At 52.7% G+C, this 15,731-nt stretch carries 13 protein-coding genes; 3 read left to right on the top strand and 10 right to left on the bottom strand.

Annotation, left to right across the window (positions count from 1 at the left end; translation table 11 throughout):
- Positions 1-283: 283 nt before the first annotated feature.
- Positions 284-1,003: a hypothetical protein gene (locus SH528x_RS06295; protein WP_442509670.1), complete on the bottom strand. Its 720-nt coding sequence runs from the start codon at positions 1,001-1,003 to the stop codon at positions 284-286.
- Between the two features lie 536 nt (positions 1,004-1,539).
- Here SH528x_RS06295 and SH528x_RS06290 point away from each other — a divergent pair.
- Positions 1,540-2,808, top strand: coding sequence for a serine hydrolase domain-containing protein (locus SH528x_RS06290; RefSeq protein ID WP_442509669.1), 1,269 nt, complete (start codon positions 1,540-1,542; stop codon positions 2,806-2,808).
- A 224-nt stretch (positions 2,809-3,032) separates the two neighbouring features.
- On the opposite strand, the gene SH528x_RS06285 is transcribed toward SH528x_RS06290, so the two are convergent.
- Both SH528x_RS06285 and SH528x_RS06280 read right to left on the bottom strand, forming a co-directional pair.
- Entirely contained in the window at positions 3,033-4,217 is a 1,185-nt protein-coding gene (locus tag SH528x_RS06285; protein WP_442509668.1) for a ThuA domain-containing protein, read from the bottom strand.
- A 489-nt stretch (positions 4,218-4,706) separates the two neighbouring features.
- Positions 4,707-5,246, bottom strand: coding sequence for an AlkZ-related protein (locus tag SH528x_RS06280; protein ID WP_442509667.1), 540 nt, complete (start codon positions 5,244-5,246; stop codon positions 4,707-4,709).
- Positions 5,247-5,624: 378 nt separating this feature from the next.
- Here SH528x_RS06280 and SH528x_RS06275 point away from each other — a divergent pair, with 378 nt between their 5' ends.
- Complete coding sequence (locus SH528x_RS06275) at positions 5,625-9,044, top strand: PVC-type heme-binding CxxCH protein (protein ID WP_442512090.1); 3,420 nt, start codon at positions 5,625-5,627, stop codon at positions 9,042-9,044.
- A gap of 188 nt (positions 9,045-9,232) precedes the next feature.
- Here the strand turns inward: SH528x_RS06275 and SH528x_RS06270 are convergent, their stop codons facing one another.
- Complete coding sequence (locus SH528x_RS06270; RefSeq protein WP_442509666.1) at positions 9,233-10,321, bottom strand: acyltransferase family protein; 1,089 nt, start codon at positions 10,319-10,321, stop codon at positions 9,233-9,235.
- Positions 10,322-10,671: 350 nt separating this feature from the next.
- Between SH528x_RS06270 and SH528x_RS06265 the strand changes: the two genes are divergently transcribed.
- Positions 10,672-11,406 (top strand): hypothetical protein, encoded by a 735-nt coding sequence (locus SH528x_RS06265; protein ID WP_442509665.1) that lies wholly within the window; start codon positions 10,672-10,674, stop codon positions 11,404-11,406.
- A gap of 314 nt (positions 11,407-11,720) precedes the next feature.
- On the opposite strand, the gene SH528x_RS06260 is transcribed toward SH528x_RS06265, so the two are convergent.
- From SH528x_RS06260 to SH528x_RS06235, 6 genes are all read right to left on the bottom strand, one after another.
- Entirely contained in the window at positions 11,721-12,197 is a 477-nt protein-coding gene (locus SH528x_RS06260) for an SRPBCC family protein (RefSeq protein WP_442509664.1), read from the bottom strand.
- A gap of 493 nt (positions 12,198-12,690) precedes the next feature.
- Entirely contained in the window at positions 12,691-13,287 is a 597-nt protein-coding gene (locus SH528x_RS06255) for a HEAT repeat domain-containing protein (RefSeq protein WP_442509663.1), read from the bottom strand.
- A gap of 243 nt (positions 13,288-13,530) precedes the next feature.
- Complete coding sequence (locus SH528x_RS06250) at positions 13,531-13,839, bottom strand: hypothetical protein (protein ID WP_442509662.1); 309 nt, start codon at positions 13,837-13,839, stop codon at positions 13,531-13,533.
- A 169-nt stretch (positions 13,840-14,008) separates the two neighbouring features.
- The gene (locus SH528x_RS06245; RefSeq protein ID WP_442509661.1) at positions 14,009-14,377 is read right to left on the bottom strand and encodes a DUF2750 domain-containing protein; all 369 of its coding nucleotides are present in this window, start codon (positions 14,375-14,377) and stop codon (positions 14,009-14,011) included.
- A 166-nt stretch (positions 14,378-14,543) separates the two neighbouring features.
- Complete coding sequence (locus tag SH528x_RS06240; RefSeq protein ID WP_442509660.1) at positions 14,544-14,876, bottom strand: hypothetical protein; 333 nt, start codon at positions 14,874-14,876, stop codon at positions 14,544-14,546.
- A 167-nt stretch (positions 14,877-15,043) separates the two neighbouring features.
- Positions 15,044-15,622, bottom strand: coding sequence for a hypothetical protein (locus SH528x_RS06235; RefSeq protein WP_442509659.1), 579 nt, complete (start codon positions 15,620-15,622; stop codon positions 15,044-15,046).
- Positions 15,623-15,731 lie beyond the last annotated feature (109 nt).

The following is a 15,731-nucleotide window of genomic DNA, read 5'->3' as shown; positions in this document are numbered from 1 at the left end:
TGGCCAACGCTGTGAAGCATTTTCTCGTAGCTACCTTCGCCAGAAGGTGGTGATTCGTATTGGACGGCAACCATCCACGCTCTGGCGAGCGTAGCTACGGGATGCAAATGCCGTAATTTGCCGTCTCTAAATGCTTCACAGCGTTGCGTTTTGGCGCTAGCCAAGGTTTTGTCACCACTGAACCGTGGCTAGCGCCAAACCGCTAAGACATCAAACTTTTAGTTACCTTGGCTATCATCCAAAGCGGTTAATCAATTTCGACCGGCAACTTCCGTCGACCGGATTAGAACAAAATATTCATGGCCACGATTTCCGAAGCGTTTCTTAATTGTCGCTTGGTGTCTGCGTGATCCTTCAATAGCCCGCTGGCTCCCATCACGTACCGTGCGTCCGAATAGAAATCAAAGTAGTAGGTTTCTTTCTCGCCACGAAACACCACTCCCGATGCCTGTCCATCACCATGTCGCGCCGCGACAAAGTAGGTGTTGACAGGCAATCTCTTGTACCGGTTAGAACGTTTGAATCCTTGCTCGTGAAGAAACTGGGCAGCCATGGCAGCGTTGGGAAAATCGTCAGCGATTTGATCTTCAATCATGCCCCGACGTACAACTGGTTTTGCGTTTGCCTTTTTCGAATCTGGTTTAACCGGATACCAATCTGCAAAGCGAAAGTCCGACTCGGGCCGATGCGGCGTATACTGCTTGCCGCGAACGATAAATCGGTTCAACGGTTGATACTGCAGCAACAACTTGCCAATTTTGAACTTCACAAAAAACGCACGCATTGATTTCTCGCTCATACTACCGGCGGGAGTCTTGATCAAGAACTCGTCCTCACCCACTTCGCCCGCGTCACTTCGTTTGTAACCAATCTCCTCAAGCAATTCGACGGTGGGCTCATAACGCTCATCTTCATTGCAACCGTCAATCACCATCACGATCGCGCCGAGTTTGTCGAAGCCGTCTTTGATGAATTGGTCGTATTGGATTTTCAAAAGACTCACGGGAGTTCACCTCGGTCGAAATAATCAAAACAGGATCAGCAGATTCACATCACTATAAGTCCCAACTGGAGGTTGCGTCAGAAGAAAACCACGCAAAACAGTTTCGATTATGGTTATCCGGTGCGGAGAAACAAATCGTAGATCCGCAGGCCACCGACTCTGTATCCGCCTTGGAATTGGAACGCTGGTCTCTGCATCACCAAGGAAGGGAATTCCAATGACAATCATTCCAATGTCTACCACTGGATGTGTGATGCGTCCCTGAGACTCGAACGCATCCGCTGCGACGATTTCGCAAGACACTCGCACGTGGTGAACGCATGCTTCCTACGTCGTACAGTGGATTGCTGACCGCTGCTTAACGATCGCGACATACCGCAAAACTAAGTCATTCGCGTCGCACCGCGGGCGTCGCACAATGTTGCTTGCAATGGGGTAGAGGGGGTTGGAGCCAATTTGGCTACTTACAGCCGCCTTCGGATCTGACTACGCTATGCGTCCAAATTCGTTTCCGACGTCGCAATGACTGGTGTTGCATGAAGACTGTGAGATATTTCGTCGTCATCCTGTGCTGTTTCTTGGTGGCGGCGAGTTCATTGCCGGCCGAGAATGTCGCTGCACCGACAGAAAAAACCGAATTCCTTCGTTCCCCAGACCACGACATGTTACGAAAACACTTGGACGAGAGCGTTTTGCGTGGCGAAGTGCCCGGTGGAGCTGTCTTGCTGATGCACAATGGCAAGAAAATCTTCAAAGAGGGATTCGGGTTTCGGCATATCAAGCATGCCAAGCCATTTACCGCGGAAACTCCGTTTCACGTCGCCTCGATCTCAAAACCCATCATCGCAACGCTCGTGGTCAAGCTTGCCGCCGAGCGACGATTGGACTTGGACCGCCCGATCGATGCTTATTTGCATGAGATGAGCGACTTGTTACTAGAGTCGGGCGAGGCCCCTGCAACCGTGCCCACACTGCGGCAGTGTCTCAGCCATACCGCTGGATTCCGTTCGGACTATGACAAGGGCGGTCGCCCCTGGCTCCGTTACCGACACCAGGGAATGACACTGGCCGACGTCGTCGCACAAGAAGCCAAGATGCCAATGCCGATTAATCCCGGCGAAGAATTTTCGTACAGTGGAATTGGATACGATATCGCAGGACGGATCATCGAACTGTCGACTGGCCACTCACTTGAGGTGGCGATTCAAACGGAGTTGTTCGAACCACTTGGAATGACGCACTCGACTTACCATCCCGACGAAGATACGGCCAAGCAAATGGCCGACTTCTATTGGCTGTGGCGGTCCGACGGAAAATTTCGTCGCAAATTGAATCAACCACTCATTCCGCCTGGAAACTATATTTCCGTCGGCGGCGGGATCGTATCGACCTTAGACGATCTGAGCAAGTTCATGCTGTTGCACCAGAATTACGGTGTCCATGATGGCAAACAATTCATTCCTCGCGATGCGATCCAAGAGATGTATCGAGGGGACCGACCGGGGAAATATTACGGACTTGGTTTCATGCTCCGGTCCGCTGGCAAAGATGGACTTGCCAATGAAATTTCTCACTCCGGATCAAGTGGGACGCTGATGTGGTTGGATCGTCGTCAACAAAACATTGGAGTGCTGGTGACTCAGCATCGCATCAGTGAGGGTGCGAAGATGCCCGAATCGGAAAAACGGATTCCGATCGATACTCCGACGTGGCAAGCGACAACCAAAAAGGAAGTTTTAGATCCCATGCTGGATCGCCTGCAAAAATCCAACTCGCGTCTTGTTCGTGCGCAAGCCGAGAAGTAACGCAAAGTCTTTCGGGGCAACCAGGCCGTTTTAAAAAAATCGTGCACGGCGAAGCGAACGCCGGGCACAATAACTAGCGGATTGTCGCTGATCGCTCCGTGATCAAGGCGAAACTGGCGTATGTCGCTGATCGCTTGCAGAGCGTGGATCCCCGCCGCGAACGCGACGGCAGCTACGTCGAAATCCGATAGCTACCGTCCGCTCGCACCTCGCGATCCACGACATTATTTGCTCTGACGTTCCTTAGTCGCTGCCGGACGCTTTGTTTCTCGATCGCCGATGCCTGGATGCGTTTTCTCTAACTCGGCTTTCAATTCAGGCCGGTTTTGCAGTGCGCCAGCGTTCTTGGATTTCATTTTCCGATCGTCTAGCCCACCAAGCTTTGCATCCGCTGGCATCACTTGACTCTCCCAGCCTGCCAAGTCAGACGGTTTGACGTTTTCGTAGTAGAAGGCGCCCGTGGTATAGGGACTGGGTTTGAATCCGCCCACGATGCTAACGTCCAGGTCAGGTTTAATTTCGTTCTCCATCCCCATCGCCCACAAGGACGCGTTGACAAAGAATCGCCGAGCATCTTCGCTCAGCAAGTCTTCGGAGGCGCCGAAAGACGCATAAACGATACGTGCATCTTTCTTCGTGCCTGATGGAGCAATATACCCATCGCGTGTCCACCCCGCCGACACGATTGGTTTATCAGTATTGATGTCGTCGCTTGGTCCAAATGTATTGAGAACCTGCAACTCCAAAAGCGGTGTCGCGTCGGCCGGAGGTTGTGATTTGTAGCCGCCTGAGTAGGCGTGAATCTGTTGAACTCCGGCTAGAATCGGATGCCTTGCCGCGCTCGCTGCCGGAGTGATACGGGCCCCCATGACATGATTGGTCCCATAGTGGCTTTGGCCGCGTTCGTTGTGCCAAGTATTGCCAAAGACTTGCTCCCCCAGTCCGCCACGGTAATCATCGCCGTTGTAGTTGAAGTTCAATTTCGCCCATTTGCCTTTTTGCCCATTAAAGCAATGTGTCGAAGTGCGAATTCCAACGGCGGGACCACCGCGTTCAAAGTAATCCACTAACAGATCCGCTTGTTCGTCCGGCAGATTCATAAAACGAGTAAAGAAGACAAGCAAATCCGCGTCCTTCAGGGCTTCCATCCCTGGTACTTGCTCCGCCCCCGCTTTGATCGATCCCTCATCGTCAATCCCAAACAGCACGGTGCATCGGAAGCCGAGATGCTTGGCCAGCATCTTGGCGAGCACCGGCAAACTCTGCTCCGAGCGGTACTCGTGGTCGTTGGCGATGAAGACAATGTGCTTGCCTTTCCCGACCCCTTCGGTTCCTTCGTAGACCAGTGGTTCGGCCATTGCGGTTGAAGTCGTGAATAGGAGTGCAGCGATGACGATGAACGGTTTCATTGTTTGCCTAAGGTGAAGTTTTTTCGGGAAGTAGAATCGACATATTTTTGTAAACGTCACAGATTCGATTTGCCACGATACCGACGAGTCAGGATACGTATTGTAGTCATCCTTTGGGAAGATCACGAACTCCTGACGCCGTGTCACGGTTCATTACTGAAAAATAGGGCCTGGTGAGGAGTCAACGTGCCTCCACCGGCTCGTCCCCACAGATGGTATTGAGTGCGAACCCGTGGCGTTACGTTAAGGTTCGAAACCGGTCTGACCAAAATGAACGACGCCAAGTTTGCAGGGGTGTCGATGTTGCCTAGCACAAAAAGCCTACGTCCGAATTCGCCGCCCCCGATCTCCAACGTGTCGCAACAAAGTCGTCGTTGGCATCGGCGGTCTCGGACGCTTAGATTTAAACAAGCCGCAGTCAGGTTTGTGTTTAGCAAGTAGGCTGATATTCCCCTGGTCTGTTAGCTCAAATGCTTTTGTTTGCTCACGTTACTCGTATTGACGCACGATGTCCAAATGCACTTCTCGCATCGGCAACCAGAAATCGTTTTTCAGTTTGGGATCGTTCGAGCGAACGATATTCAGACTCACCTGCAGTTTCTTTAGCGCCGTATCGAATTGGCTCTTCGAACACGCCAATCGCGTGATCGCTCGCTTGCGAAGCGGCCCGGTGTAGTCGGGCTCCAGTCGAATGAACTCGTAAACTTCCTGGGCGAGCGGATCTAACTCGCTGACTGGCTGGAAGGCGGTTGGATAATGGCGATCACGAAAATGCTGCATCTCCATCAGCACCGCATCGCCGCCGGGGACCTTTCCGTAGAACACCGCATCGGGATACGTTTGCGGAATCCGCGTCTTCCAGTCCCAAACGGCCATCACCTTCGGACTCCAGCCCCCCGTTTTTGGTTTCTTTTCGGAAAGTCCCGTGTTGTCCCACAACGAGGGGTAGGGAGAGCCCTTGCTGCCGAAAACCGTGCAAACCTTTTGCTCCAGCACAAACTGGTAGGCTTCATCAAATGTCTTAATCATGAAACGGTTTCGTCGCACAGAGAACGCGGCTGTAGGAATCGGCAAATGCCATTGGCTTTACAACCAAACGGGTGGGAAATCACACGTCAAATCCCCGGATGCTTGCCCGTCGTTGCTCACCAAATCAACAAATTGGGGAAGAATCAATGTGAGAGACCAATCAGGTTTTCGTTGATCCCCTATCTAGATTACAATCTTTCATACCTGCCGTCGGGGAATGCCCCCTTGAACGCTTCTTCCTCACCCCGCTATGTCATTTTGCGGCCTCGTTCGCATGACAATACCTAACAAAGCGACGTCAAGAACATGAATCGCAGCTCCATTGCTACGCTCAGACATCACCTGTCTGTACTTCTGATCACCTGTTTTTTGTCAGCGATGGCGGTCCAATCGGCCACCGCCGCTGACTCCTTTGGCTTTCAGCCCAATGACGTGGTCGCCGTTTACGGCAACGGCCTCGCCGACCGAATGCAGCATGACCCGTGGGTCGAAACGGTTCTCCAGAGCCAGCTGAAAGGGATGAACGTCAGCTTCCGAAACATGAGTTTTTCGGGCGACATGGTCAACAAGAAACCCCGCAGCAAGGGGTTCACCAACGACGACGAGTACCTTCAACATATCGCACCCGATGTCGTGTTCAGTTTCTATGGATACAACGAGTCCTTTGCCGGTCCGGGCGGCGCGGATGCCTATCAAGCCGAACTGGTCAAACTGGTTGAGCGATATACCGCACTGCGACGCGAAAAAGGCAAGGATCTCCGCTTTGTTCTGTTCAGCCCCATTGCCTATCAAAACACCGGAGACCGCAATCTTCCTGAGGGGACAGAGCTGAATGCGAATCTGGCTGTCTATACCGAAGTGACACGTAAAGCTGCGGCGGAAGCGGGCGTAACCTTTGTCGACCTGTTTACTCCGACACGCCAGTTGTTCGAGTCCAGCTCGGAACGGTACACGCTCAATGGCATCCATTTGAATGCGAATGGATACAAAAAACTCGCCGGGATCATCTCGCAAGCGTTGCTTGGCAAGCCAGCTCCCGACGAAGACAAACTTGCCGACATTTACGCCGCAGTCAAAGACAAGAACTGGCATTGGCACAATCGCTATCATGCGACCGATGGCAACGACGTGTGGGGCAGCCGATCGACGTTAACGTTTGTCGATGGGCAAAGTAATGCGGATGTTCTGAAGCACGAACTCGTGATGCTCGATGTGATGACGGCCAATCGTGACAAAGCGATTTGGGCAGCCGCCGAAGGCAAGAAGTATGTTGTCGACGACAGCAATGTTCCACCGCCGGTAAAAGTGATTTCCAACGTCGGCGGCGGCAGCAAGAGCTCGAGCGCCGAGAAAGAAGGCAGCATTGATTACCTGAGCCCCGAAGAATCGATGGCACAGATCAAAGTTCCCGAGGGTTATCAACTGAACCTCTTTGCCTCGGAAGTTCAATTTCCGGACTTGGCTAATCCTGTGCAAATGCAGGTCGACGCTAAAGGTCGTTTATGGGTCGCCAGCTGGAATACGTATCCCAAGTGGGAACCCGGCAAGGAGATGAACGACAAGCTGATGATCCTTGAGGACACGGACAACGACGGCAAAGCCGACACTCGCAAAATCTTCGCTCACGTCCACAATCCGCTTGGCTTCGAGTTCTGGAACGGCGGCGTCATCGTCACTTCGGGACCCGACCTTTTGTTCCTGAAGGATACCGACGGCGACGACAAAGCCGACTTGCGTTACCCCATTTTGCAAGGACTCGGAACGTCTGATACGCACCATGCCGCGAACAATTTGATTTACGGCCCCGACGGCGGAATCTATTGGCAAAGCGGTATCTTCTTGGTGCACAATCACGAGACGCCTTGGAAACAAAACCTAAACATCGGCGACTCGGGGATGTATCGCTTTGATCCCCGCACCTTTGCCATCACACCGCATGCGGCGAACGCCCCGAACCCGCACGGCACCAGTTTTGACCGCTGGGGTTACTGCTATGCCAACGATGGTACCGGGGGCAAATCGTATCAAGTGCGCCCCGAAGGCAAGGGTTTCAAAATGCATACCCTGCTGACCAAAGAATTCCGTCCCGTTGCAGCCGATGCGATTCTGTCGTCGGATCACTTTCCCGAGGAACTACAGGACGACTTTCTGATCTGTAACACGATCGGATTCCTGGGCGTCAAGCACTATTCGCTCGATCGCGAAGGGAATGGCAAGGACCGAAAGCTAGGAGAAGTCTGGGGAACTCCGGGCATTGAATTGCTCAACAGCGAAGATCGCAATTTCCGACCGACGGATGCCGTCATCGGTGAAGACGGCGCGTTGTACGTTTCCGACTGGCACAACGCCATCATCGGTCATATGCAGCACAACATTCGTGACCCCAACCGTGACCACGCGCACGGCCGCATCTTCCGGCTGACCGTGAAAGATCGACCGTTGCAAAAGCCTGTTGCGATTGACGGTCAACCGATCGCCGCGCTGCTGGAAAACCTCAAGCACCCCGTCGACGGTGTTCGCCACCGGACCCGAGTTGAACTGAGTGCACGCGACTCGGACGCCGTGATCGCAGCCGCTCAAGAGTGGATCAAAGACTTTGATCCAAACGACGAAACCGAAGCTCATCATCTGCTCGAAGCCCTTTGGTTGCACCAACAACACAACGTGCGAAACGAAGAATTGCTGAACACGCTTTTGAGCTCGGATGTCAAGCACGCGGTGGTCGCAGCCAAGACGGTGAAGCATTTCTGGGAAAACGTGGACACAACCGGCGCGAGCGGTTTTGCGGCTGCAGCCGAGGTTGAGTTCGTGAAGTTCAACCCACCGAAGCATCTCAAGCGGGCCGACAAAAAGGCTTACAAGTTAGGGGCTGAGGTCTACCAACGCGAAGCCCATTGTGCGACATGTCACCTGACACACGGCAAAGGAAGTGCGAATGTCTATCCACCTTTGGTGGGAAGCCCCTGGGTCAACGGCAGCGAAGAACGTCTGATCAAGATGGCACTACACGGCGTGTGGGGCAAAATGACGGTCAACGGAAAAACGTACGACCCGTCGCGTGGCGTGCCACCGATGACCGCTTTCCGATCGTTGTTAAAGGACGAAGAACTGGCGGCAGTTTTGACGTTTGTCCGCAACACCTGGGGCAACCAGTCATCGCCCGTCAGCGCCGCGAGCGTCAAGAAGGTTCGCGAGCAAACGAGTGGTCGCAGCACATTCTGGAAACCAGAGGAACTGCTCGCCGAGCACCCTCTAGAAGAGTCCCTCGCATCGGACAGTCCTGAAACCAAAGAATTCTCTAACGAGACGTTGGAAGCCGAACTGTTGGCAACATCGCCATCCGAACTGGCAAAACTTGCCATCTCCAATGGCAACATCCAGCGAGGAAAGAAGCTGTTCTTCGAGTCCGCCGCGGCCTGCTTCGCGTGTCACGAACCTCCAAAGGGTGCAGCACGTTTGGGTCCTGACTTGGCAAAGATCAAGACCAAGTTGACGGCCGAGCAATTGGTTGATGCGATCTTGCGTCCATCAAACTTGATCGACAAGGATTTTGCTCAAGTCAGCGTGCTAACCGTCGAAGGCAACGTGTACACCGGCATTCGGATATCGGAGAACGATGACGAATTGGTTCTGCGAAATCTAGCCGAACCTGAGCCGATCAAGATCAAACAGGATGACATCGAAGAAGTCGTTGAGTCGAAGGTGTCTTTGATGCCTGAAAACTTGACCCGCCAGTTGAGAAGCCGTAAGGAATTCGACGACTTGATGAAGTACATCATCGAAATTCGTAAGCGGTAACGCTAGCGGATCGATGACTAAAATCATGCTCGGCGCGGGAAGGATTTCCCGCGCCGATTTTTATGCGCGGGCAGCAAGGACGAGCCGTGGTGGGAGACGCTGCAGCGTGCTTAGCTGCCTGACTTACTGTCGCTTGGACGCTGGCCCCGGCTATCGCGGACTTAAGCTGGGGGCAGGAGTTAAAGACATCAGCGGAACCACCGGACCAATCGTTTTTCAACGAGCTCATAGCAGCTGATGCCCGCAAGAATCGCGATGAAGCTAATACAGCAGAGCGTCAAAGTCAGATGGTTTGCACATAGACTCGGCAAGAATTTCTTGGTCAGTTTGACAAGATGATAAATTGCGGATGAATGGACAAGGTAGATGGAATACGACGCATCGCCAAGATAAACGAGCAAGCGTGGCATTCGTAGATTTATCGTTCTTTCGGACCAAACGGAAAGTCCGACCATCGCGGCCAACGCAATCGACATTGTCAAATGAAAGCTGAGTTCATCCGCTGCACTACCGAGGATGCCGACGATGACAGCCGTTGCTATCAGCAGTCCGAAAAGTGTCCAAGCAAACTTTCTTGCTGAAGTGTCAGCTTGCGTTTTGGTTTGGTCTGTCAGCAAGCACGCCAAGCCGAGACCACTAATGAAGTACCATTTCTGAGTCGCGAAAATCCAACCGTAAAGTGACTCGCTCGGCCCAGTTGTCCACTGCGTATAGATCGCAACGGATGCAAAAATCGTAACCAGCCACATACCGAATTTTCGTCCGCCAACGATCGCAATGCCAAACAGGACGTAAAAGAACGCTTCGTGGACGAGCGTCCAGCCTACATTGACGATCGGTTTCGCTTGCAAAAACAGCAGGCTCGAAACGATCTCGGTGCCACTGACCTGGTTGCTTCCGATCACAAATAGCACGCCACAGTTGGCTAACGTGATCAATGCATAGAGTGGCCAAACACGCGAAAATCGCCGCCACGTGTAGCGACGTGCCCGATCGGGTAGTCCCAAGTCCTTCGCATGAATATAGAAAATGATGAAACCGCTCAGCACAAAGAACAGGTTGACTCCCAAGTCGCCGAGGTGCATCAAGATGAAGTGTGGCGTTTCGGTCAGCTTTAGAAAGTAAGCAATATCGTTGGCATGGAAGACAACCACGCACAGCGCCGCAACCGCCCTCAAAACTTGCAGCGTCTCAATCTTAGGTTTAGTCGTTTCGGGAGTTGGTTCACCCGCAGTACTTAGGTGCTCGGGAACTTCCAAGCTGCATGCGAGTGTCAAAGTATTGAGGTCCCCCAAATCGCCCTAGCAAACCGTAATATCGAGCGAAATTGTAATCTGAAACTTTCCGATAACACTAACTTTCCAGTAGAAATCGGGTGAGGGCCAGGACTTTCTCCAACGAGCAAATCAAAATGATGGCATTTTGAGCCACTTTTGATTACCCATTGCCTGACGATCACCTAATTGGGTCCGGGGCACGAACGAAGCGACACTCTCCAAGAGTTTCAGCCCCAAGCAATCGTGATTGTAGTAACAGATGTTTTCTCCGATCGTCGCCATCAGGGGTGAACGGCACTTGCTACCGAAGCAAACATTTGGCTAACTTCGGACAATGTTTCTGGGGTATTATGCAAATCCGAATTCAGGGAACGACTTCGATGTACTGTGTTCACTGTGGCGCCGATGGGGCAGCGACGTTCTGTGCCAAATGTGGGCAGCGTCAAGAGCCGCTCGTTGGGGATGACCAGCAGTCAGCCGAATCCAGCGACTCGATTATCGAGGCTGTAAATAACGAGGCTACCATTATCGAGGCCGTGGTGCGTTGGACGGAGTCGATTCAGTACGAAACAATACTTGCGAGCGACGAGGGGCGGAAACGCATCACCTTGGCTGCGCGTGATTCTCGTCAAGCAGTCACGGGGGAAGACTTATTGGCAGTCTTCGATGCCGTGTCGCCGATCGGATTTTCGCTTGTCAAACTGAGCAAAGTCATTGTGCCGATCTGTGACAAACTAGGACTCAAAACGGATCGTCATGCAACGGAGGTGTTTTTTGCACCACCAGGGCGAGTGCTGTTGGCAACCTTGTGTTCGCTAGCGGCAAAGTCGTTGATGATCGCCGAAGTCCATCAGGACACCAACAAGTGTTCGCTGACGACGGAGTTGCCTTCGACGCTGATCACGAACTGTGGCAAGCTGCATCTATTGCTCGAAGAGAGCGACGGATGTGTCCAAGTCTCGGTGGCGACCACGATTTCGGCTCAATGGTATGACTGGGGAAAATCCAAGCGTTTAATCGCAGAGATTTTTGCAGCAATCGACTCCGATTTGCACCATCAGCAATCCGACCAACGCGCCGCCTAGGTCAAGATCATGGCAAGGCAGCGGCTGTAGCGAAACTCGCCAAGAGTTTCGGGCATCTCAACGCTTAGACGCCAGCCCGAGGTTTGTCCGTAGAGACATTCCTACCGATCGCTACGGACTGTCGATTGTGGGTGTAAAATCCTATTTTGAAGAGGGTGTATACGGTCGTATCCGATTCATAATTGTCACGAGATAGATGCTCAGCCCGCTCAATGACAGCGTCTGGTTCGTCAGCTCGCACAATCAGGACACGTTATTCGTACGAGGGTTCCGCCCTGAGATGGCGGTAAACTAAACGAACACCGTACCGCGGCTCAGGGGGCGTGCGGTGTTGGCCGTCCATGCTCAACGAAACACTTCAGCGCTGAAAGCCGCCGCGACGTTTCCCTGCGAAAGACCCATTGAATCACGGGCTCAATCAGAAATGCGAGCAATCGTGGAAACGCCTTGAAGCTGTAACGGTAGCTTACGCGGACAGTATCATCGTCGATGATCTCGTGGCGGATTGAAGCTGCGAACGAACGCAGAAACCAAGGACCGCGCGTCATCGAAACGGCGGCAACAGTCGGGCGAGAAAACGTGATGTAGTTGGTGTCCATTGCCGCGCCACCGACGGCACACCGAGCGATACAGCGCGATGATACACCAACATCAGCCACTTGTGCCCCGTTGAGCAAACGTGCTTCGCGCAGGAACGTATCCCATTCCAGGCGTCGGGAGTAGTCGTGAATCAAGTCGAAGACGTCTTCGGACGCCGCATGGATGTCGATAGTAAGAACGGCTGAGGGCATGGCAGGGTCTCCGCAGGAGTAACCGCCAAAGCGTTCGAATCTTAACACTTGGATCGGTGAACGTCAGTTATGTACGACAAGGTGCCGTACTTTAGGGTCGCGAGGCTCCACACTGGAGGCTCGCTCATTGGACTTGCGATTTAAGTCGAGATTTTTTGACAGTTGCAGTAGGTTGCTGAAAAATTCAGTTGCGCATGAATCGACTTCGCGACGCATGACTTCATCCATCCGTCAAGCAAATACGAATACACAGAAAGATTAACGCGACAGAAAAATGGCCAGTCCCAAATCGCGGCATCATCATTTTCCTGTTTTCATCTGAATGCGTGAGAAAGCGGAATCAAGGGCAGCACATCAACTGGGGGCTATGGGGGCTTCTGGTCGTAACGCCCCCTAGAGTTCGGTGACGTCAACTGACGTGGCTTAAACAATCCACCAGCATCCCGCCACGAAAGCAGCTCGCCTTGAACATGGGTTTTAGGCGTCGTATGAACTACGGTCGAGCATTAATCTTGGCGAGTACCTTGCCCGCCATCTCGCGAACGTATTTGTTTCGATCATTTGTGGCCGCCGTTATGACGGCAATCGATGCGTTGTCAGTCGCGTTTGATATACCGAGACCGCGAATTGTGATACGCCTAATTTTTCCGTTGGAATGCGATGAGAAGCGATGGAAGCACTGGACGGCAGCAGTGGATCCGTTTGAGATATCAACGAGTGCCAGCAATGCAGCATCAAGCAGGTTTTCATCGTCGCAGGCACCAATCAAAGCAGGAACTGCACATTTGATGTCGTGAGAGCCTATGCAATGAAGTGACCCAATAGCAACGCGACGGATCAATTCGTCGTCGGATGAGACATGTTTGATGACCAACGGGATAAGGTCAGCCAATGCGTCGGTTGCGTCGAACGCGCCGCGAATACGTCCCGCAGCGTTCATGGCGCGGTGAAGTACCTTGAGGTCAGGATTGCGTAACAATTCCTTGAGTAAGGCCAGAACCGAATGGCGGTGGTCTGAATCGTGGCGACACCGATAGAGTGCGTCCCAGTTATCGGCTTCTAGATCGTCGAGTGATTCAGTCGGATTCATGTTTGACCTGCGGCGACCAACGGAAGGTTTTCACGTCACCGCCGTGAACGACGCAAGTGACTCTGGATTGCGAAAGATTCTATTAAGGCCAACGCCCGTCGCCAAACGGCAAAGGCGATTGCGGGTTTGCACCAGAGGGAAATCGACCGAAGCAATTGATCGTTGCCAACTGAAAGTTTCTCCAACGAGGACAGCCGCGACTTTGTGTGAAAACAACGCTGTGCGACCGGAGCCGAGCGTAATTCACGACAAATCCATGAGTTCCCAGTTGAAGTCAGACAACCAAGAATTGTCACCATCACGGTATTTTCGGAACGCGGCAACTATCGAATCAAGTTGGATCGCATCACCGGTAGCACGATAGTGTTTGTCGATGGAACCGACTTGATATTCGAGGACGTATCCCCAAGGCGGTTCGGTTTGTTCGGCGCATTGGATGTAAGTACCAGCGTCGTCGCCGAAAAGTATCGCGAACGCTTCGCCCTCGATCCGCGCAAAGTCGGCATCCGACGGAGATTGAATTATGTCACCAGATTCAAGTTCGAGTTTCAAAGTCGAGCATCCAGCGTAGGTCGTCTAACGGAAGGTTTTTACAACACCGCCATGAACGAATCGAGCGACGTCTGTACTAAGAGAAATTGTACCAATGCCAGCCCGCGTCGCGAAACATGGAAGGTGTGCCCGCAGGGTCTTTGCGAAAAAACTATTCTAGCAGACACGGTCAACCACCATTCGCGACCTTCTCCTGCCAATACGCAATGTTTGTGAGCACTGACGCTACTGGGAGGTTGTAACCAGTAAGGCGTTTGCCCGACCAATTGACCCCGATGTGGATTCCTTCGTCGGCGAGTTGCGGTGCCGTATTTTCGAGGAACATTGTCAATTCGGTTTCGTCGATCGTATAGGCCGCGTACTTCGGGTGGTTTTTCTGCACGGTCAGCATGCGAGACCGGCTTGACCAAAACGGAACGACCTCGATATCGCGAACAGGATAGACGAGCAGTCCCGCCTCTGAGGCGAACGTGAACACGCAGCCATCGCGAACAACCTTTTCGTAGAACTTCGCTGCTTGAGATGCCGAGGCTGACATTGGGGAAACCTAGTATCCGCTAACGAAAGTTTTTTACATCACTGCCGTGAACGAAGCGGGTGACATTGCGCAAATGAAATTGTACCAATGCCAACGCCCGTTGCCCAAAAGCGGAGGTGATCGCGAAGCGACTAGCGTAAAAAATTTGTTAGCCGCGGTTGAAGTGTCAATCGTCTTGGGCCCAACGAAAGGTCAAGAAGGCAAAGTAGCCCGCCATGGCGATGCGAAACAGACGGTAGCCGCGATCGGCCCAAGTGCCGTCAACGGTCAAGAGGGCGAGCAACGCAAGCGGAATCGACAAGGCCATCAATCCAGCGAAAACGTATCCGCACCAACGCTGATTGAACCACATGCCAAGTGCAGGCAAGCCGACTAACGCGCCCAATACGTAATAAACAGTAAGCCCCATCGTTGCAGCAGCGGAAATTGCGGCGACTCCGAATAGCACCCAAAGTGCGGACCAGAAAGTGAGTTCGCCACCGGGCGGCTTGAATGTCATAGAAGACCTAAGGCGGCTAAGGGAAGGTTTTTAGGACACCGCCCTTAACGAAGCGGATTACTTTGAGTTAATGAAATTGTACCAAGGCCAACCTCCGTTACCAAAGACCGAAGGTGTGCCCAAGCCCCCGGCGTAAATACAGTGTCGTTGGCCCCGCTGAAGCGGAGTTAGGGTTGGAACCGACCAAACATATCGAAATCATGAACCGTCGCTAGTATCGGAACCGAAGCCGCAAGGGAACCGGAAGACAATGCAGATTGAACCAGTTGCAAGAATCGCACCATCACCAACAACACCGCGATTTCCTTGGCGGTTTCGTGTGTCTTTTTCTCCCAGACCTTGTTTTCCATATACCATCGGAAATCGTCTTGCGTTTGCTCAAGTCCTGTTAGCGTAAATGTCTCCCAGTCAGGGGAGTTCCAATCGCAGAGCCAGTCAACGTCGTCGGGGTCGTCCGTGAGATCGGCGTAGCCGAATGAGTCGAAGTACCAGCGATCGTAGTTTATGTCAAATCCGTTCATTTCATGGTAGGCAGCACGAAGGTCAAACTGCGGCGCACAAGCAGAGAGAAATGTGTTGACGTGTTCAAGTACGCTTGTGGCAGGATTCGTGAAAGCGGAATCGGCAAGTGAGGTGAAGCGATCGGAATTCTCTGACCGCACCAGCGTTTCAAGGTGCGATGCTGCACCGTCGATGTCATTGGCACGCAGATAAGTGTCAACGGATTGCCAGAGGTCAACATTCATAAGCTAGGGTTGCCAACGTAGTTATGTACGACTCGGTGCCGTACTTTATGGGGGCAAGGATCCACACTGGAGACTCGCTTTTGATTCCCCTGATTTTAATCCGTTTTTG

It is taken from the genome of Novipirellula methanifontis, from assembly GCF_052161655.1.
GTDB lineage: Bacteria > Planctomycetota > Planctomycetia > Pirellulales > Pirellulaceae > Novipirellula.
This window is presented reverse-complemented; position numbering and strand designations above follow the sequence as displayed.

What these genes read in the sequence shown, in the direction of transcription:
- SH528x_RS06245 (WP_442509661.1), bottom strand. Translation starts at nt 14,377, where the DNA reads ATGTCAGCCTCGGCATCTCAAGCAGCGAAGTTCTACGAAAAGGTTGTT.
- SH528x_RS06290 (WP_442509669.1), top strand. Translation starts at nt 1,540, where the DNA reads ATGAAGACTGTGAGATATTTCGTCGTCATCCTGTGCTGTTTCTTGGTG.
- SH528x_RS06235 (WP_442509659.1), bottom strand. Translation starts at nt 15,622, where the DNA reads ATGAATGTTGACCTCTGGCAATCCGTTGACACTTATCTGCGTGCCAAT.
- SH528x_RS06280 (WP_442509667.1), bottom strand. Translation starts at nt 5,246, where the DNA reads ATGATTAAGACATTTGATGAAGCCTACCAGTTTGTGCTGGAGCAAAAG.
- SH528x_RS06255 (WP_442509663.1), bottom strand. Translation starts at nt 13,287, where the DNA reads ATGAATCCGACTGAATCACTCGACGATCTAGAAGCCGATAACTGGGAC.
- SH528x_RS06265 (WP_442509665.1), top strand. Translation starts at nt 10,672, where the DNA reads ATGCAAATCCGAATTCAGGGAACGACTTCGATGTACTGTGTTCACTGT.
- SH528x_RS06260 (WP_442509664.1), bottom strand. Translation starts at nt 12,197, where the DNA reads ATGCCCTCAGCCGTTCTTACTATCGACATCCATGCGGCGTCCGAAGAC.
- SH528x_RS06275 (WP_442512090.1), top strand. Translation starts at nt 5,625, where the DNA reads ATGGCGGTCCAATCGGCCACCGCCGCTGACTCCTTTGGCTTTCAGCCC.
- SH528x_RS06240 (WP_442509660.1), bottom strand. Translation starts at nt 14,876, where the DNA reads ATGACATTCAAGCCGCCCGGTGGCGAACTCACTTTCTGGTCCGCACTT.
- SH528x_RS06285 (WP_442509668.1), bottom strand. Translation starts at nt 4,217, where the DNA reads ATGAAACCGTTCATCGTCATCGCTGCACTCCTATTCACGACTTCAACC.